Source organism: Paraburkholderia sp. A3BS-1L (assembly GCF_051125215.1).
Taxonomy (GTDB): Bacteria; Pseudomonadota; Gammaproteobacteria; order Burkholderiales; family Burkholderiaceae; genus Paraburkholderia.
In genome coordinates this window covers 2,064,956-2,079,396 of the sequence record NZ_CP120442.1, presented here as the reverse complement: position 1 = coordinate 2,079,396, position 14,441 = coordinate 2,064,956, and the positions used below count along the sequence as shown (strand labels likewise).

Below are 14,441 nucleotides of genomic sequence, written 5' to 3'. Positions count from 1 at the left end.
GCAATGAACGCACCCGCATACCAGGGCATCAAGGACTTCATTCTTGCGCGCATCCACGCGGGCGAGTGGAGCGAGGGCGACCAGGTGCCCTCGGAGAACGAGCTCGCGCGCGAGTTCAAGGTCGCGCGCATGACGGTGAATCGCGCGCTGCGCGAGCTGACCGCAGAGCAGGTGCTCACGCGCGTGCAGGGTGCGGGCACCTTCGTTGCGCGTCCCAAGTACGAGTCCACGCTGGTGGCGATCCGCAGCATCTCCGACGAAATCCTCGCGCGCGGCCATGGCTATCGCGCCGAGGTGCTGGAGATCGGCGTGCTGCCCGCCGACGAGGCGCTCGCGATAGAGATGGGGCTGCGCACGAACGACCGGGTGTTCTACTCGCGCATGCTGCACTTCGAGAACGACGAGCCCGTGCAACTGGAGGAGCGCTGGGTCAATCCCGATGTCGCGCCCGATTACGTGGAGCAGGACTTCACGGCCACCACGCCTAACCACTACCTCATGCGCGTCGCGCCGCTCCAGGGCGTGGAGTACCGCATCGAGGCGCTTGCCCCGCAGGGCGACACGCGCGCGCGGCTCAAGATGAACGAGGTCGAGCCGTGTCTCGTCCTGCACCGGCGCACCCGCTCGAGCGGGCGCGTGGCTTCGGTGGCGAACCTGTGGCATCCGGGCAGCCGGTATCGCTTCACCGGACACTTCTAGACGGTGCCTCGGCGGCGTGCTTCCCGCCGTCCCCCCCTTTTTTATTCGCGTGCGTTGATGCCGCTTGCGGGTTGCGTCCTGCCTTGCGATGCGGCTAACCTTCAGGCATCGGCCAGGCTTGCACGGCCCACGAGGGAGGACCTCCGCAAATGGAAGATTCCAGCGCAACGCTCATGCCGACGTGGCGCGCGAACCTCGCGCTGCTCACGCGCGAAGTGGGCGCGGTCACGCGGCTCGCGAGGATGATGACGTTTTCGGCGAGCCACATGAAACTGATTGCTTCGGGGCAGCGCGATTTCAGCGCGGAGTTCGTGCGCGGCATCGAGGCCGTCACCGGCTTGCCCGAAGGCTGGATGGACGAGCGGCACGGCGCCGTCGAGGTGCCCCAGGAGGCGCGCGACGCGATCGCCGACGAAACGCCGCGCGCGCGCTTTCGCGGCACCGCGCATCCGGTGCGCAAGGCGCCCGTGCTGCGCACCGAGCCGATCTTCGGCCATGGCGCGGACGCCCGGCGCGCGCAGGGCACGGCTGCCCAGGACGCGCAACGGCGCCTCGCGGGCACGCGCAAGATTCGCGAGTTGGCCGCGCAGGACGTGCGCAAGCTCGAACGGCACCTGAGCATGCTGCCGGTGGAGCCGGAGGCGTTGCGCGCGCGCATCGAAGACGTGATTGCCCATGCCGAGCACGACGAGCGCTCGCGCGCCGATCTCGAAGGCCGGCTCGAACAGATCGAGAAGCACCGCGAGTTGCTTTTGCGCCACATCACGCGACTTCATGCGCTGCTTACGCGCTCGATCGACGACTGACGCCGGCGGCCGCAATCAGGGCCGCTACCGGGGCCGCGACGGGGGCCGCGACGGGGGCCGCGACGCCGCGCCAGGCGGCGCAACGCCTCAGACCCGCAGTTCAGCGAGAATCTGCTCGGCGAGAAAATCGCAGGTAGGCCGGTTCGAGCGGGCGCTGCGCGCGAGCACCACTTCGAGTTCGGGCAAGGCCGGCAGACCATGCTGCCGGCCCAGCGTGAGGAAGGTTTCGGGCACTGCGCAGCGCGCGAGCGGCGCGACCGCGAGGCCCGCCGCGACCATGCTGCACAGCCCCATCAGGCTCGGACTTTCATAGGACGTGCGATAGGCGATGTTTTCGCGTTCGAGCGCGGCAATCGCGTTCGAACGCGCGACGCTGCCCGCGCTGAAGAGCGCGATGGGCAGGGGGCGCTCGCGCCAGACCTCCCGGCCGATGGCCGCGCTCGCCTGAGCAGGCGGCCCGGCCCAGACCATCGGCTCGAAGCGGATGAATTCGCCGGCGAGTTCGCGCGTGCCCGTCACGCAGGCCAGATCGATCTTGTTGTCCTTCACGAGCGGCGCGAGCGCGCTGCTCGGCAGCCCGACCACCTGAATCTCCACTTTCGGCCAGTTCGCCGAGAACTTGCGCAGCACCTGCGGCAGCAGCGACGACGCATAGTCGTCGGGCATGCCGATCGACACTCGGCCCGTGACTTCGGGGTGTGCGAGCGAGGCCCACGCTTCGTCGCGCAGCGCGAGCATGCGCCGAGCGTAGGCGATCAGCGTGTGGCCGTCGGGCGTGGGCGTGACGTTGCGCGGCGCGCGAGTGAAGAGCGGCTTGCCGAGCGTGTCTTCCAGCGCGCGGATCTGCATGGAGAGTGCGGCCTGCGAACGGTGCACGAGCGCCGCGCCGCGCACGAAGCTGCCGGCGTCGGCCACGGCCACCACCATCGCAAGGACATCGAAATCGAGGGTCTTCATGGGTACGGGATGCGCGTCATGGGGCAACGCTGCATCAGTAAAACTGATTGAAACATTCAATATAACGCGTTTGCCTGAACGTTGCGACGCTCGCAGGCAGGGCTGGACGATCCGGGGCCGGCCGTCTTTTCGATGTGCTGCAACCGATGTGCAGCGACCGATGTGCTACAACGAAAGCCGAACTCCATCGTCCAGCTGAGGCCGACATGTCCGTTCTCGCCGCCCGTCTGCAACGCGCCCTCGCGCAACGCACGCGCGAGGGCGCGGCGCGCCCGCCGCTCGTGCGCAGGCTCGCGTCCGGGCCCGGCTGGCAGGCCGACGACGTCGTCTGCACGTTCGGCCCCGCCGACCGGCCCTATGAGGAGCGCCACGCGAGCGCGTGCCTCGCGATCGTCGCGGCCGGGTCGTTCGGCTACCGCTGCGGTGCGGGCAAGGCCGGCCGTGGGCGCGGCCCGGAACTGATGACGCCCGGCGCGATCATGCTGGGCGAGCCGGGCGCGTGCTTCGAATGCGGCCACCGCCATGGCGCGGGCGACCGCTGCATCTCGTTTCATTTCGATCCGGACTGGCTCGAAGAGCAGGCCGCCGCAGCGGGCCTCGTGCCTCGCGCGCGGCGCTGGAGCGCGCTGCGCGTGCCGCCGCTGCGCGCGCTCGCGCCACTGGTTGCGCGCGCCTGCGCGAACGTCGAGGTGCTGGAGCGCGGGGCCGCAGCGCCCGCCGCGTGGGATGAGCTGGCGATTGCGCTGGCGGTGGCGACCTTGCGCGTGAGCGCGGACAGCAAGGACATGCGCGGGCCGGACCCGGTGCAAGCCAGCGCGACGTCGACGACCGGAGCGGGGCCATCGGCGGCCGCGGCCGCACGCGTGGCCGCGACGCTGCGTCTGATTGAAGAGACGCCCGATTCGCCGCACACGCTCGCGAGCCTCGCGGCGGCGGCGGGCGTGAGCGAGTTCTACTTCCTGCGGACCTTTTCGGCGGTGGCGGGCGTGACGCCGCATCAATACCTGCTGCGCTCGCGTTTGCGCGCGGCCGCGCTGCGGCTGTGCGCCGGGGAGGGTGGCGAGAAGATCATCGACATTGCACTGGAGAGCGGCTTCAACGATCTGTCCAACTTCAACGCGGCGTTTCGCGCGGAGTTCGGCGCGAGCCCGCGAGCGTGGCGTGACGCGATGCGCGCCCGCGAACTCGCGGCGACGTCCTGGCCGCGCGCGGCGAGCGCGACGCCCGCACCCAACGCGACGGCCACGACGAACGCAGCGGCGCCGCGCGTGCCATGAGCGCCGCGCGCGCAAGGGCCGGTGCATTCGCGCTTGCATGGGCGCTGGCGTTCGCCTGGCCGCGCGCGCAGGCGCAGGTGCAGCCGCAGCCGCCTTCCGGAGCGCAGACACGAGCGCAGGCGCCCGAGGATTCCCTGGATCTCGCCGATTCGCCGCCCGCCACGCTCGAACGCGATGTCCACGAATTCGTCGTGCAGCGAGACGGCTCGATCGAGGAGCACGACGACTCGACGATGCGCGCCGACACCACGGCCGGCGTCGATGCCGTCGCGCAGCGCTACGTCTGGTTCAATAAGGATATCGAAACGATCACTGCGCTCTCGGCGTACACCATCGACCCCGACGGCACCCTGCGCGAAGTGGCGCCAGGCGCGATCCGCGACGTTCAGGAGCCGCGCTCGGCGGGCGCGCCGACCTTCCAGGACGGCGTGCTGCGCACCGTGATCTTTCCGGGCGTGCAGCCGGGTTCGCGCGTGCGCCTCGTCTGGACCAAGCGCCGCGCCAGGGCGCTGCGAGCCGGCATGTTCTCGTACTTCGCCGAGCCGCCGGGCGAGCCGGTCGAGCTTCAGCGCCTCGTCTTCGATCTGCCGGCGGACTTGCCGCTTCATGTCGATGCACGCGGTTATGAGGCGCTCGCGCCCGTGACCGAGAACGGCCGCACGCGCTACGCCTTCGAGTATCACCATGGCCCTTACGCGCCGCTGGAGCCGGGCGCCGTGGCCCGCGTGAACTGGGGCGCGCGCTTGATGGTGACGACCTTGCCCGACTACGCAGCCTTTGCCGCGCGCTACCGCGATGCAGCTGCCGATCCCACCGCGACCGATCCGTCCATCGCGGCCGTCGCGCGAACGCTCACGGCGGGGCTGGCGGATCCGCGCGAGAGGGCCGCGCGCATCTACGACTGGATGCGCCTGAATATCCGCTACGTGGCGCTTTTTCTGGGCGAGACCGCAGCGGCCCCGCACCGCGCGGTCGACATCCTGCGCGCGCGCTACGGCGACTGCAAGGACCACGTCGCGCTGTTCACCGCATTGCTCGCGGCGGTGGGCATTCGCGCCGAAGCGGCGCTGCTGAACCTCGGCCCCGTCTATGCGCTGCCTTCGGTGCCGGGCTACGGCGTGGAGGCGATCGATCATGTGATCGCGTGGCTGCCCGACCTGGGCGTGTTCGCCGATACCTCGTCGGGCGGCGTGGCGTTCGGCTATTTGCCGGCGGGCGTGCTGGATCGCCCGGCGCTGCTCGTCGACGACGGCGTGCTCGTGCGCACGCCCGCCACGCAGCCACGCGAGCGCACGGCGCGGCTCGAAATCGACGCGGGAGCCGATGGCGGCGCTGCGTACCGCTATCGCGTGGAGGACACGGGCGCGGGTGCGGAACTCGAGCGCAACACGCTGCGCCGCGCGACGCGTCGCCAGGCGCGGGAGATCGCTTTGCAGCGGCTGCGCCAGGCTGGCTTGACGGGCACCGCGCAGGTTTCGACGAGTGCGCTCGGCGCGACGCAGGGGCCGTTCGCCGTCACGGTCGCCGGCACGCTCGACCATGTCGTCTGGCGCGATGGCACGACGGCGCTGCCTGCCTTGAGCAGCTTACCGGGCGGCATCGCCTCGCAGCTCGACGCGTGGCTCGCGGTGCCGCAGCGCACGCAGCCGTGGGCCTGTGTGGGCGGCGATTTCGAGGAGCACGCGCAAATCGTGTTGCCCGCGTTCGCGCGCGTGACCGACTGGCCGCACGACATGTCGGCGAGTGCGGACGCGGATGGCGCCCGGCTCGACTACGCGTCGCACTACGTGTTCGATCCGGCGTCGCGCACGGTGCAGATTTCGCGCAGGCTTGCCGCGCATTTCGGGCGGCAGATGTGCTCGCCGGATCAGTTCGCGCAGATGCACGATGCGCTCGTGCGCATGCAGCGCGATACGCGTGCGCAGATCGTCGTGCGTGCTCGGGGCGAGCGTTAGCCGCCGCGCGTGGTCACCGGCACCCACGCACCTTGCTTCAATCGATAGAGCGTTGCAGCGCCGTTCTTGAGCGCGCCTTGATCGTCGAAGGCGATGTGGCCCGTGACGCCGTCGAAGGACAGGGTCTTGAGCGCGCCGCGCCAGACCTCGGGATTCGCCGATCTGGCGGCCGCCATCGCGTGAATGGCCGCCCACGCCGCGTCGTAGCCGAACGGCGCATAGGCGAGCACATCGACGCCGAAACGGCTCTTGAACCGTTGCGCGAAGTGCGGGCCGTCGGGCAGTTGCGCGAGCGGGCGGCCGTACTCCCACGCGAGCGTGCCTTCGCCCGCCACGCCCGCGAGGCGCACGAAGTCGGGAAGCGCCACGCCGCCGCCGCCCACGAACTGCGCGTTCATGCTGCGCGCCTTCATTTGCCTCACGAGCGCCGCGGCCTCGTGCGCGAGGCCGCCGAAATAGAGCAGGTCGGCGTTGGCGGCCTGGATGCGCGCGAGCTGCGGGCCGAAGTCGACGCTCTCGCCCGGTTTGCCCGATTCGCTCGTCGCGAAGTCGCGCGCGACCACGATGCCGCCGCGCGCTTTCACGGCGCGCTCGAACACGTCGGCTTCGCCCTGGCCGAATGCGCTGCGGTCGTCGAAGATGGCGATGCGCCGCGGCTTGATCTCGTCGACGGCCCATGCGCCCGCCATGCCGGCGGACCGCGCGTCGTTCGCGATCACCGCGAAGGTGTTCGCGAAGCCTTGCGAAGTCAGGGTGGGGTTGGTCGCGGTGGGCGCGATCATGGGGATGCCGGCGCTTTCATAGATGCGCGAGGCCGCGATGGCCGCGCCCGAGTTGAAGTGGCCGATCACCGCCGCCACGTTCTCATTGGCGAGCCGCGCGGCGGCCTGCACGCCGCCGCGCGGGTCGGCGCGATCGTCGATGCTGACGAGCTCGAAGTGCGCGGTTTGATCGCCGATCTTCACGCCTTGAGCGTTGGCGTCGTCGATGGCGAGCTGCGCGCCTTTTTGCAGGTCGCGGCCATAGTCGGCATAGTCGCCGCTCAATGGCGCGGCGAAGCCAATCCGTATGGTGAGCACGGTGGGCGGCCCGGCCGCAGGTGCGGCGCCGCCGGGCGCCGCGGCGAACATGCTCGAGAGCGCGCCGAGCGTGGCTGCGAGCAGTGCGGCGCGCCGCGACGCACGGGGCAGCGCACCGGATGGGCGAGGTGGCGTGTGGCGCGATCTCATCGTGGCTCCTGGCGCAGCGTTGTTGTTCTATGTGGTTCGGTCGTGCCGCGAGCGTGTCGTGCTTGTGCCGCGTGTCGTGCGCGTGTTGCGGTCTTGCGCGCTCAACGCTGCGCTTGCATTGCAAGCAGCGTTTCGCGCAGGCGCACGAGCGGCGCCATGGTGTCTTCGTTGGCCCAGCCTTCGAGATCGTCGAGCGCGCGGTTGCAGCCGTCGAGCACCACGTCCAGATCGACGGGCACGCCGTTGGCCAGCGCAAGGCGCACGATCGTCTCGAAGCGCTCGCAGTCGTCGTCGCCATAGGCAATGTCGAGATTGTCGGCGATGGTCTGTGCGATGTCGCTGCGCTGGCGGTCTTCTTCGTCGACGAAGTCGATGATGCCGCGCGCCACTTCGGGTGCGTGATAAAGCGCGATGTCGAGCCAGACGGCTGCGTCGAAATCGGCTTCATGGCTTTGCTCTTCGAAGTATTCGATGGCTTCCTGCTCGTGCGTTTCGCCGGCGTCGACGGCAAGGCACAATTGCTCGAAATACTCTTCCTGTTCGCTGCGGATGGGGTGGGACATCGATCGATCTCTTGACTAACGGAGGGCTTGCGGCTCGCATTATAGGCCGCGCGGCCCCGCCCTCAACCCATGTCGATGGCCCACGCGTCGAACCATTCGCGCGGGCGCGCGATCTGGTCCTGCGCCGCGACGATTTCCAGTTCGTAGCGCCCCGCGTCGTAGGTGGCCTTCACGACCGCGTTCACGGCGGCGAGCGTATGCTCGAACGCGGGCCGCAGCGCATCGCCGTTCATCAGGCGCGCGACGAAGATCGCACTCGTAATGTCGCCCACGCCCACGGGCTGGCGCGCGAAGTGATAGAGCGGGCGCTGGCCGAGCCACGCCTCGTGCTCGCTCACGACGAGCATGTTGAAGGTGTCAGCGGGGCTGTTGCGGTCGAGCAAATGCTTGACGAGCACGAGCTTCGGGCCGCGCTCCAACAGTTCGCGACAGGCGTCGACAGCCTCTTCGGCGGTCTCGATCTCGCGCCCGACGAGCCGTTGCAGTTCGCTGTGGTTCGGCATCAGCGCGTCGGCCACCTCGGGCATGTGCCGCACCAGAAACTCCTGAATGCCGGGCTCGATCTTGCAGCCGCTGCCGTCGCCGTTGACCGCGCCCATCACCGGGTCGCAGTAGTAGCGTGCGTGCGGGTTGGCGGCCTTCACGGCGCGCACGACGTCGATCACGGCCTGGGCCTGCTCGGGCGTGCCGAGGTAGCCCGAGAGCACCGCGTCGCAACGCGGCAGCACGCCGATCGCGCCGATGCCCTCGGCAAGATCCACCATCTGCCCGGCATCGATCGCGCTGCCGGTCCAGTGGCCGTATTGCGTGTGGTTCGAGAACTGCACGGTATTGAGCGGCCACACGTTCACGCCGAGCCGCAGCATCGGGAACACAGCGGCGCTGTTGCCCGCATGGCCGAACACGACGTGCGACTGGATGCTCAAAACGTTTTTCATGGGCAGTATCTGGGGGCGAGGTGCGAAAAATCGAGCGGTGCGGCAACGATAACCGAATTCGCCGCGCCCAGTCGATGACCGCGTATGTGCAGTGTTGCGCGCAGCCGTCTCGCGGGTTGCGATCTGGTGTGCGAAGTGTTGTGAGAATTGTGCGTCGCTTCAGGCCAACTCGCGATAGAGCGCCATATAGCGTTGCGCCGACGCGGCCCAGCCGAAGTCCTGATGCATGCCGCGCTCGCGCGTCGCGCGCCAGTCATGGCTGCGCGCATAGAGCGCGAAGGCGCGGCGGATCGCGGCGGCGAGCGCGTCGGGCTCGAAGCGCTCGAACACGAAGCCGGTGGCGAGGCCATCGGCGAGATTTTCCAGCGAGGCGTCGGCGACGGTGTCGGCGAGACCGCCCACGCGATGCACGAGCGGCAGCGCGCCGTAGGCGAGCGCGTAAAGCTGCGTGAGCCCGCACGGCTCGAAGCGCGAAGGCACCACCATGACGTCGGCGCCCGCGACGATCGAGTGCGCGAGTGTCTCGTCGAAGCCGAGCTCGACCGACACCGCGTCGGGATGCTGGCGCGCCGCGCGCGCGAAGCCCTGTTCGAGGCTCGCATCGCCGGAGCCGAGCACGGCGAGCTGCCCGCCGCGCGCGACGATCTCAGGCACCGCGCCGAGCAGCAGGTCGAGGCCTTTTTGCTCGGTGAGGCGGCTCACTACGGCGAACACGGGCGCGTCTTGCCGCTGTGCGAGCTTCAGCCGCGCTTGCAGCGCCGTCTTGCAGCGCGGCTTGCCGCTCATGTGCGCAGCCGAGTAATGCGCGGCGATGGCGTCGTCGTGGGCGGGATGCCAGATCGCGTAATCGACGCCGTTCAGGATGCCTACCAGATCGTGCGCGCGGCCCTTGAGCAGCGCTTCGAGCCCGCAGCCCTGAGCGACGGTCTGGATCTCGCGCGCGTAAGTCGGGCTCACCGTGGTGATCTTGTCGGCGAAATAGAGGCCTGCTTTCAGAAATGAAAGTTGACCGTAGAACTCCACGCCGTGCATGTCGAAGAAGTCGGCGGGCAGGCCCAGCATGTCGAACTGCTGCGCGGGAAAAATGCCTTGATAGGCGAGGTTGTGAATCGTGAAGACGGTGCGCGTGCCGGCACGCCGGCGTTCGCGCGCGGCGGCGCGCAGGTAAGCGGGGGCGAGCCCCGCGTGCCAGTCGTGCGCGTGCACGATGGCGGGTGTCCAGTCGGGATCGGCATGCTGGGCGAGCTGCGCGGCGGCCCAGCCGAGCAGCGCGAAGCGCTGGGCGTTGTCGCCGTAGGGCACCTGGGCGGCGTCGAGGTACGGGCTGCCCGGGCGGGCGTAGAGCGCGTCGGCGCGAATCATGTAGACGGGCAGGCCGTTGCCCGGCAGATGGCCGAGTTCGAGCGATGCTTCTGGAGCGCCGAAGGTGCGCGCGAGGCGCGCGACCGGGCGCAGGTCGGCAAGGCCCGCAGCGACGCTCGCGAAGCCCGGCAGCAGCACGCGCGCATCGGCGCCTTGCTCGATCAGCGCGACGGGCAGGGCGGCCGTGACATCGGCGAGACCGCCGGTTTTCAGCAGCGGGTAGAGTTCGCTGGCTACGTGCAGAACGCGGATCGTCATCGGAATGGGGCCCTTGCAGGCGAGTGACTGTCCAGGGTTGAGGGGGCGCGCGCCTCGCTCTTGTATTGATCAGCCGCCGCGCCTGAGCCTCGCCAGCGCTTCGTCCGTGACCAGCACGACGCCGTTCTCGGTCCGGTAGAAGCGCTCGCCGTCGAGCTTGGGGTCTTCTCCGATCACGGTGCCGTCGGCAATCGCGCAGCCGCGGTCCACCACCACCTTGCGCAGCCGGCAGCTCGCGCCGACCGTCACCTCGGGCAACAAGACTGCCTCGGCAATGTTGCAGAACGACTTCACGACCACATTCGACGAGATCACCGAACGCGAGATCTGCGAGCCCGAGATCACGCTGCCGCCGCACACGATCAGGTTGGTGCCGGAGCCTTGCAGTCCATTCAGGTCGCGCACGAACTTGGCGGGCGGCAATTGCTCTTGATAGGTCCAGATGGGCCAGTTGCGGTCGTAGAGATCGAGGGCGGGAATCGTCGAGGCCAGATCGAGATTGGCGGACCAGTAGGCGTCGATAGTGCCCACGTCGCGCCAGTAGGGCTCGGCGTTCGGATCGGAGGAGACGCACGAGAGGCTGAACGGATGCGCGATCGCATGACCATCGGTGACCACGCGCGGAATGATGTCCTTGCCGAAGTCGTGGTCGGTGGCCGTGCGCGCGATGTTCTCTTCGAGCAGCTTGAACAGATAGGCCGTCTCGAACACGTAGATGCCCATGCTTGCGAGCGCGATGTCGGGGTGGCCCGGCATCGCGGGCGGATCGTCGGGTTTCTCGACGAAGCCGGTGACGCGGCGCGCTTCGTCCACGGCCATCACGCCGAACGCGCGCGCGTCCAGGCGCGGCACCTCGATGCAGCCCACCGTGCAGTCGGCGCCGCTCGCGGCATGGTCGGCCACCATGCGCGTGTAATCCATCTTGTAGATGTGGTCGCCGGCCAGCACGATCACATGCTTGGGCGAGATCGAGCGGATGATGTCGAGATTCTGATAGACGGCGTCGGCCGTGCCGCGATACCAGTGTGCGCCTTCCACGCGCTGCTGCGCGGGCCACAGGTCGACGAACTCGTTGAACTCGCCGCGCAGGAAGCCCCAGCCGCGCTGCAGGTGGCGCAGCAGCGAATGCGCCTTGTACTGAGTGACCACGGCGATGCGGCGGATGCCCGAATTCAGGCAGTTGGAGAGGGCGAAATCGATGATGCGGTATTTGCCGCCGAAGTAGACCGCCGGCTTCACGCGCTTGTTGGTGAGCGGACCGAGACGGGTGCCGCGCCCGCCCGCGAGCACGATCGCGAGCGTGGTGCGCTGCAGATCGTTGAGGCTTGCCGGAGTTGCCATGATCGTCTCCTTGTTGTGCCCCGGGGTATGGCCTGATTCGTGCGTCTCGGCTCGTGCGCCGGATGCGTGTTGGGACTTCCCGTCGCCGGCGTCGTTTTTGTGACCGCGCATTGACTGTTCTAGCACTGAAAGCCGTCTTGCGCGAATTCCTTGCACAGGGCGGCAACGCATGGCGGCTAGAATCGGGGCATTTTGCGCCCGCCGTAATGGCCCGCGCCCGCCGGGCGCCGAGGCGACAACCCGCGTGAAGTCACGCCACTCTTGACGACATTGCCCATGCTTTCGATATCGAGGCTATACGCCATCGCCGCCTGTTGTGCCGCCGTTTCCGGTCTTGCTGCGTGCGCTGCCGGAAGCGGCCCGAATGCGTCTTCCGCCGCCGCATCCACGGTTGCCGTGCCGATCGGGGGTTCCGCCGATGGTCCCGTGTATGGCCCCGAGCTTCAGGGCTTCGACTATCCGCATCCGGTGCGCGAGTTCAGCTTCACGTCGCAAGGGCAGATGCTGCACATGGCCTATATGGACGTGCAGCCGTCCAGGCCCAACGGCCGCATCGTGGTCCTGCTGCACGGCAAGAACTTCTGCGCCGCCACATGGGGCGATACGATCACGCGGCTCACCGATGCCGGTTATCGCGTGATCGCGCCGGACCAGATCGGTTTCTGTAAATCGAGCAAGCCGGCGGCTTATCAATTCAGCTTCCAGCAGCTTGCGCGCAATACGCATGCGCTGCTCGAATCGCTGGGCGTGCGGCGCGCGACCGTCATCGGCCATTCGACCGGCGGCATGCTCGCGGTGCGCTACGGGTTGATGTATCCGCGCGAGACGGAGCAACTGGTGCTTGCGAACCCGATCGGGCTCGAGGACTGGAAAGCGAAAGGCGTGCCTTCGCTCTCGGTGGACGACTGGTATGCGCGCGAATTGAAAACGAGCGCCGACGGCATCCGCAACTATGAGCAGTCGACCTATTACGCGGGCCACTGGAGCGCGCGCTACGAGCCGTGGGTGCAGATGCTGGCCGGCATGTACCGGGGGCCGGGCAAGCAGCAGGTTGCGTGGGATTCGGCGCTGCTGTACGACATGATTTACACGCAGCCCGTGATCTACGAATTCGGCCAGTTAAAAGTGCCGACGCTGCTGCTGATTGGCGACAAGGACACGACCGCCATCGGCAAGGATGCCGCGCCGCCCGAAGTGCGTGCTCAGCTCGGGCACTACCCGGCGCTGGCGAGGGCGGCACAGAAGGCCATCCCGAACGCGAAGCTCGTGGAGTTCCCCGAACTCGGCCATGCGCCGCAGATGCAGGACCCCGAGGCGTTTCACGCCGCGCTGCTCAGCGGGCTGGCGGCGCTGCCGGGCCAGCCGCGATAGTCCTTCTCGCCTGGCCCGGCTGGGGTCAACGGGCCTCGGCCATCTCCGCGCGCACCTGCGCGGTGATCTCGAACGAGCGCAGACGTTTTGCGTGATCGTAGATCTGCGCGGTGACGATCAGCTCGTCCGCCTGGGTCTGCTCGATCACCGAGGCGAGTCCCGCACGTACGCTCGCGCGGTCGCCCACCACCGAGCACGCGAGCGAATGTGCGACGCTCGAAAGCTCGAATTCGTTTGCGGCGATTTGTGCCGCCGGTGGCGGAAGCTGCCCCGGCGTGCCGCGCCGCAGATTCACGAATTGCTGCTGTAGCGAGGTGAACAACAAGCGTGCTTCGTCGTCGGTCTCGGCGGCGAACACGTTCACGCCTACCATCGCGTGCGGTTTCGCGAGCGTCGCCGACGCTCGGAACTGCGAGCGATAGACGCGCAGCGCGGCGAGCAGCTGGTCGGGCGCGAAGTGCGAGGCGAACGCGAAGGGCAGGCCCATCGCCGCCGCGAGCTGCGCGCCGAACAGGCTCGAGCCGAGGATATAGAGCGGCACGTGCAGGCCCGCGCCCGGCACGGCGCGCACGCGCTGGCCTTCCACCGGATCGGCGAAGAGCCGCTGCAACTCGGCGACGTCGTCGGGGAAGGCCTCGGCGCTCGCGTGCAGGTCGCGGCGCAGCGCGCGCGCTGTGGTCTGGTCGGTGCCGGGCGCGCGCCCGAGCCCCAGGTCGATGCGCCCCGGATAGAGCGCCTCGAGCGTGCCGAACTGCTCGGCGATCAAGAGCGGCGCGTGATTGGGCAGCATGATGCCGCCCGACCCGACGCGAATCGTGCGCGTGCCGCCCGCAACATGGCCGATCACGACGGAGGTGGCGGCGCTGGCGATGCCGGTCATGTTGTGGTGCTCGGCGAGCCAGTAGCGGTGGTAGCCCCAGCGCTCGGCGTGCTGGGCGAGATCGAGTGTGTTGCGCAGCGCGACGCCGGCATTCGAGCCGGCAGGCACCGGCGAGAGGTCGAGGACGGAGAAGGGGATCATGGGCGAGTGGCGTTCCGATGTTCATGGAGCGTGCCGCAAGCCTGGCCCCGCGAACGCGCCGGGTGGGCGCTGGGGCGGCTGCAAGGCAGACGCAAGGTCGAGGCATTGTGCCAAAGCGCTCCGGATCCTGCTGACGGCCTCGGGGAATCCATGCGCCTCGCGTGGTTTCCGGTGGGGCTGCCCACGCCGGGCAGCGTAGATGGGACCGCGCAGGCTCGGCCTGCAAACGCCTGCAACCCCATTTCTCAATTGAACCAGAATAATTCTTATTTATATCGATATTCGGTTGAGCTCCACTAAAGCGCTATTCAATATCGTTAAGAATTTATTTCAATATGCTTACTGATTATTCTTGGGGCAATGTGGCGCTGGAAGCTCGTTGTGGACCACTTGAAATAATTGCCGTCTTTGCAAATATGAGAAGCATTTTTGCGAGAGCGCGGAAGCGGCGTGAGGACGTTGCTGCTACAATTTTTGCCTTTGAATCAGGGTGCGAGCAAGGGTGCAAAAAAGAGCGCCGCGCGCGCCTTTTTCTGGCAGTGCCCGGTCAATTCATCGGTTGATTGGCACGGCGTTTAAAAAATGTAGCCGTCTGTTACGCAGGTGGCGGCCCATATGTCGCGCGGATACGATGCGCGGGTCAATTTTCGTGATTTCCGGGGTA

The 14,441-nt window shown here is 68.1% G+C and carries 12 protein-coding genes; 5 read left to right on the top strand and 7 right to left on the bottom strand.

Features of this window, described 5'->3' with window-relative positions; all coding sequences use genetic code 11:
* Positions 1–3 precede the first annotated feature (3 nt).
* Together hutC and P5W99_RS09390 are read left to right on the top strand one after the other, a co-directional pair.
* Positions 4–699, top strand: coding sequence for a histidine utilization repressor (gene hutC / locus P5W99_RS09395; protein WP_421024264.1), 696 nt, complete (start codon positions 4–6; stop codon positions 697–699).
* A 149-nt stretch (positions 700–848) separates the two neighbouring features.
* On the top strand, positions 849–1,505 hold the full coding sequence (locus P5W99_RS09390; protein ID WP_421024263.1) for a hypothetical protein: 657 nt from the start codon (positions 849–851) through the stop codon (positions 1,503–1,505).
* An 87-nt stretch (positions 1,506–1,592) separates the two neighbouring features.
* Here P5W99_RS09390 and P5W99_RS09385 read toward each other — a convergent pair whose 3' ends face one another.
* The gene (locus tag P5W99_RS09385; protein ID WP_421024262.1) at positions 1,593–2,462 is read right to left on the bottom strand and encodes a LysR substrate-binding domain-containing protein; all 870 of its coding nucleotides are present in this window, start codon (positions 2,460–2,462) and stop codon (positions 1,593–1,595) included.
* Between the two features lie 206 nt (positions 2,463–2,668).
* Between P5W99_RS09385 and P5W99_RS09380 the strand changes: the two genes are divergently transcribed.
* Complete coding sequence (locus P5W99_RS09380; protein ID WP_421024261.1) at positions 2,669–3,739, top strand: helix-turn-helix transcriptional regulator; 1,071 nt, start codon at positions 2,669–2,671, stop codon at positions 3,737–3,739.
* Positions 3,736–5,694, top strand: a complete 1,959-nt coding sequence (locus P5W99_RS09375; RefSeq protein WP_434660359.1) for a DUF3857 domain-containing transglutaminase family protein — start codon at positions 3,736–3,738, stop codon at positions 5,692–5,694. The genes P5W99_RS09380 and P5W99_RS09375 overlap by 4 nt, the downstream gene beginning before the upstream one ends.
* Here P5W99_RS09375 and P5W99_RS09370 read toward each other — a convergent pair.
* The 5 genes from P5W99_RS09370 to glgC all read right to left on the bottom strand — a co-directional run bounded on the left by P5W99_RS09370 (position 5,691) and on the right by glgC (position 11,385).
* The gene (locus tag P5W99_RS09370) at positions 5,691–6,824 is read right to left on the bottom strand and encodes a branched-chain amino acid ABC transporter substrate-binding protein (RefSeq protein ID WP_434662509.1); all 1,134 of its coding nucleotides are present in this window, start codon (positions 6,822–6,824) and stop codon (positions 5,691–5,693) included. The two genes, P5W99_RS09375 and P5W99_RS09370, sit on opposite strands and share 4 nt — an antisense overlap.
* A gap of 200 nt (positions 6,825–7,024) precedes the next feature.
* Complete coding sequence (locus tag P5W99_RS09365) at positions 7,025–7,486, bottom strand: hypothetical protein (RefSeq protein WP_421043536.1); 462 nt, start codon at positions 7,484–7,486, stop codon at positions 7,025–7,027.
* Positions 7,487–7,548: 62 nt separating this feature from the next.
* Positions 7,549–8,424, bottom strand: a complete 876-nt coding sequence (gene pdxY / locus P5W99_RS09360) for a pyridoxal kinase PdxY (protein WP_434660357.1) — start codon at positions 8,422–8,424, stop codon at positions 7,549–7,551.
* 159 nt (positions 8,425–8,583) lie between these two features.
* The gene (gene glgA, locus P5W99_RS09355) at positions 8,584–10,044 is read right to left on the bottom strand and encodes a glycogen synthase GlgA (protein WP_434660356.1); all 1,461 of its coding nucleotides are present in this window, start codon (positions 10,042–10,044) and stop codon (positions 8,584–8,586) included.
* 69 nt (positions 10,045–10,113) lie between these two features.
* Complete coding sequence (gene glgC / locus P5W99_RS09350; RefSeq protein WP_421024256.1) at positions 10,114–11,385, bottom strand: glucose-1-phosphate adenylyltransferase; 1,272 nt, start codon at positions 11,383–11,385, stop codon at positions 10,114–10,116.
* A gap of 276 nt (positions 11,386–11,661) precedes the next feature.
* On the opposite strand from glgC, the gene P5W99_RS09345 reads away from it, so the two are divergent.
* Positions 11,662–12,756: an alpha/beta fold hydrolase gene (locus P5W99_RS09345; RefSeq protein ID WP_434660354.1), complete on the top strand. Its 1,095-nt coding sequence runs from the start codon at positions 11,662–11,664 to the stop codon at positions 12,754–12,756.
* A gap of 25 nt (positions 12,757–12,781) precedes the next feature.
* Here the strand turns inward: P5W99_RS09345 and P5W99_RS09340 are convergent, their stop codons facing one another.
* Positions 12,782–13,777: an LLM class flavin-dependent oxidoreductase gene (locus tag P5W99_RS09340; protein WP_421024255.1), complete on the bottom strand. Its 996-nt coding sequence runs from the start codon at positions 13,775–13,777 to the stop codon at positions 12,782–12,784.
* Positions 13,778–14,441: the final 664 nt, after the last annotated feature.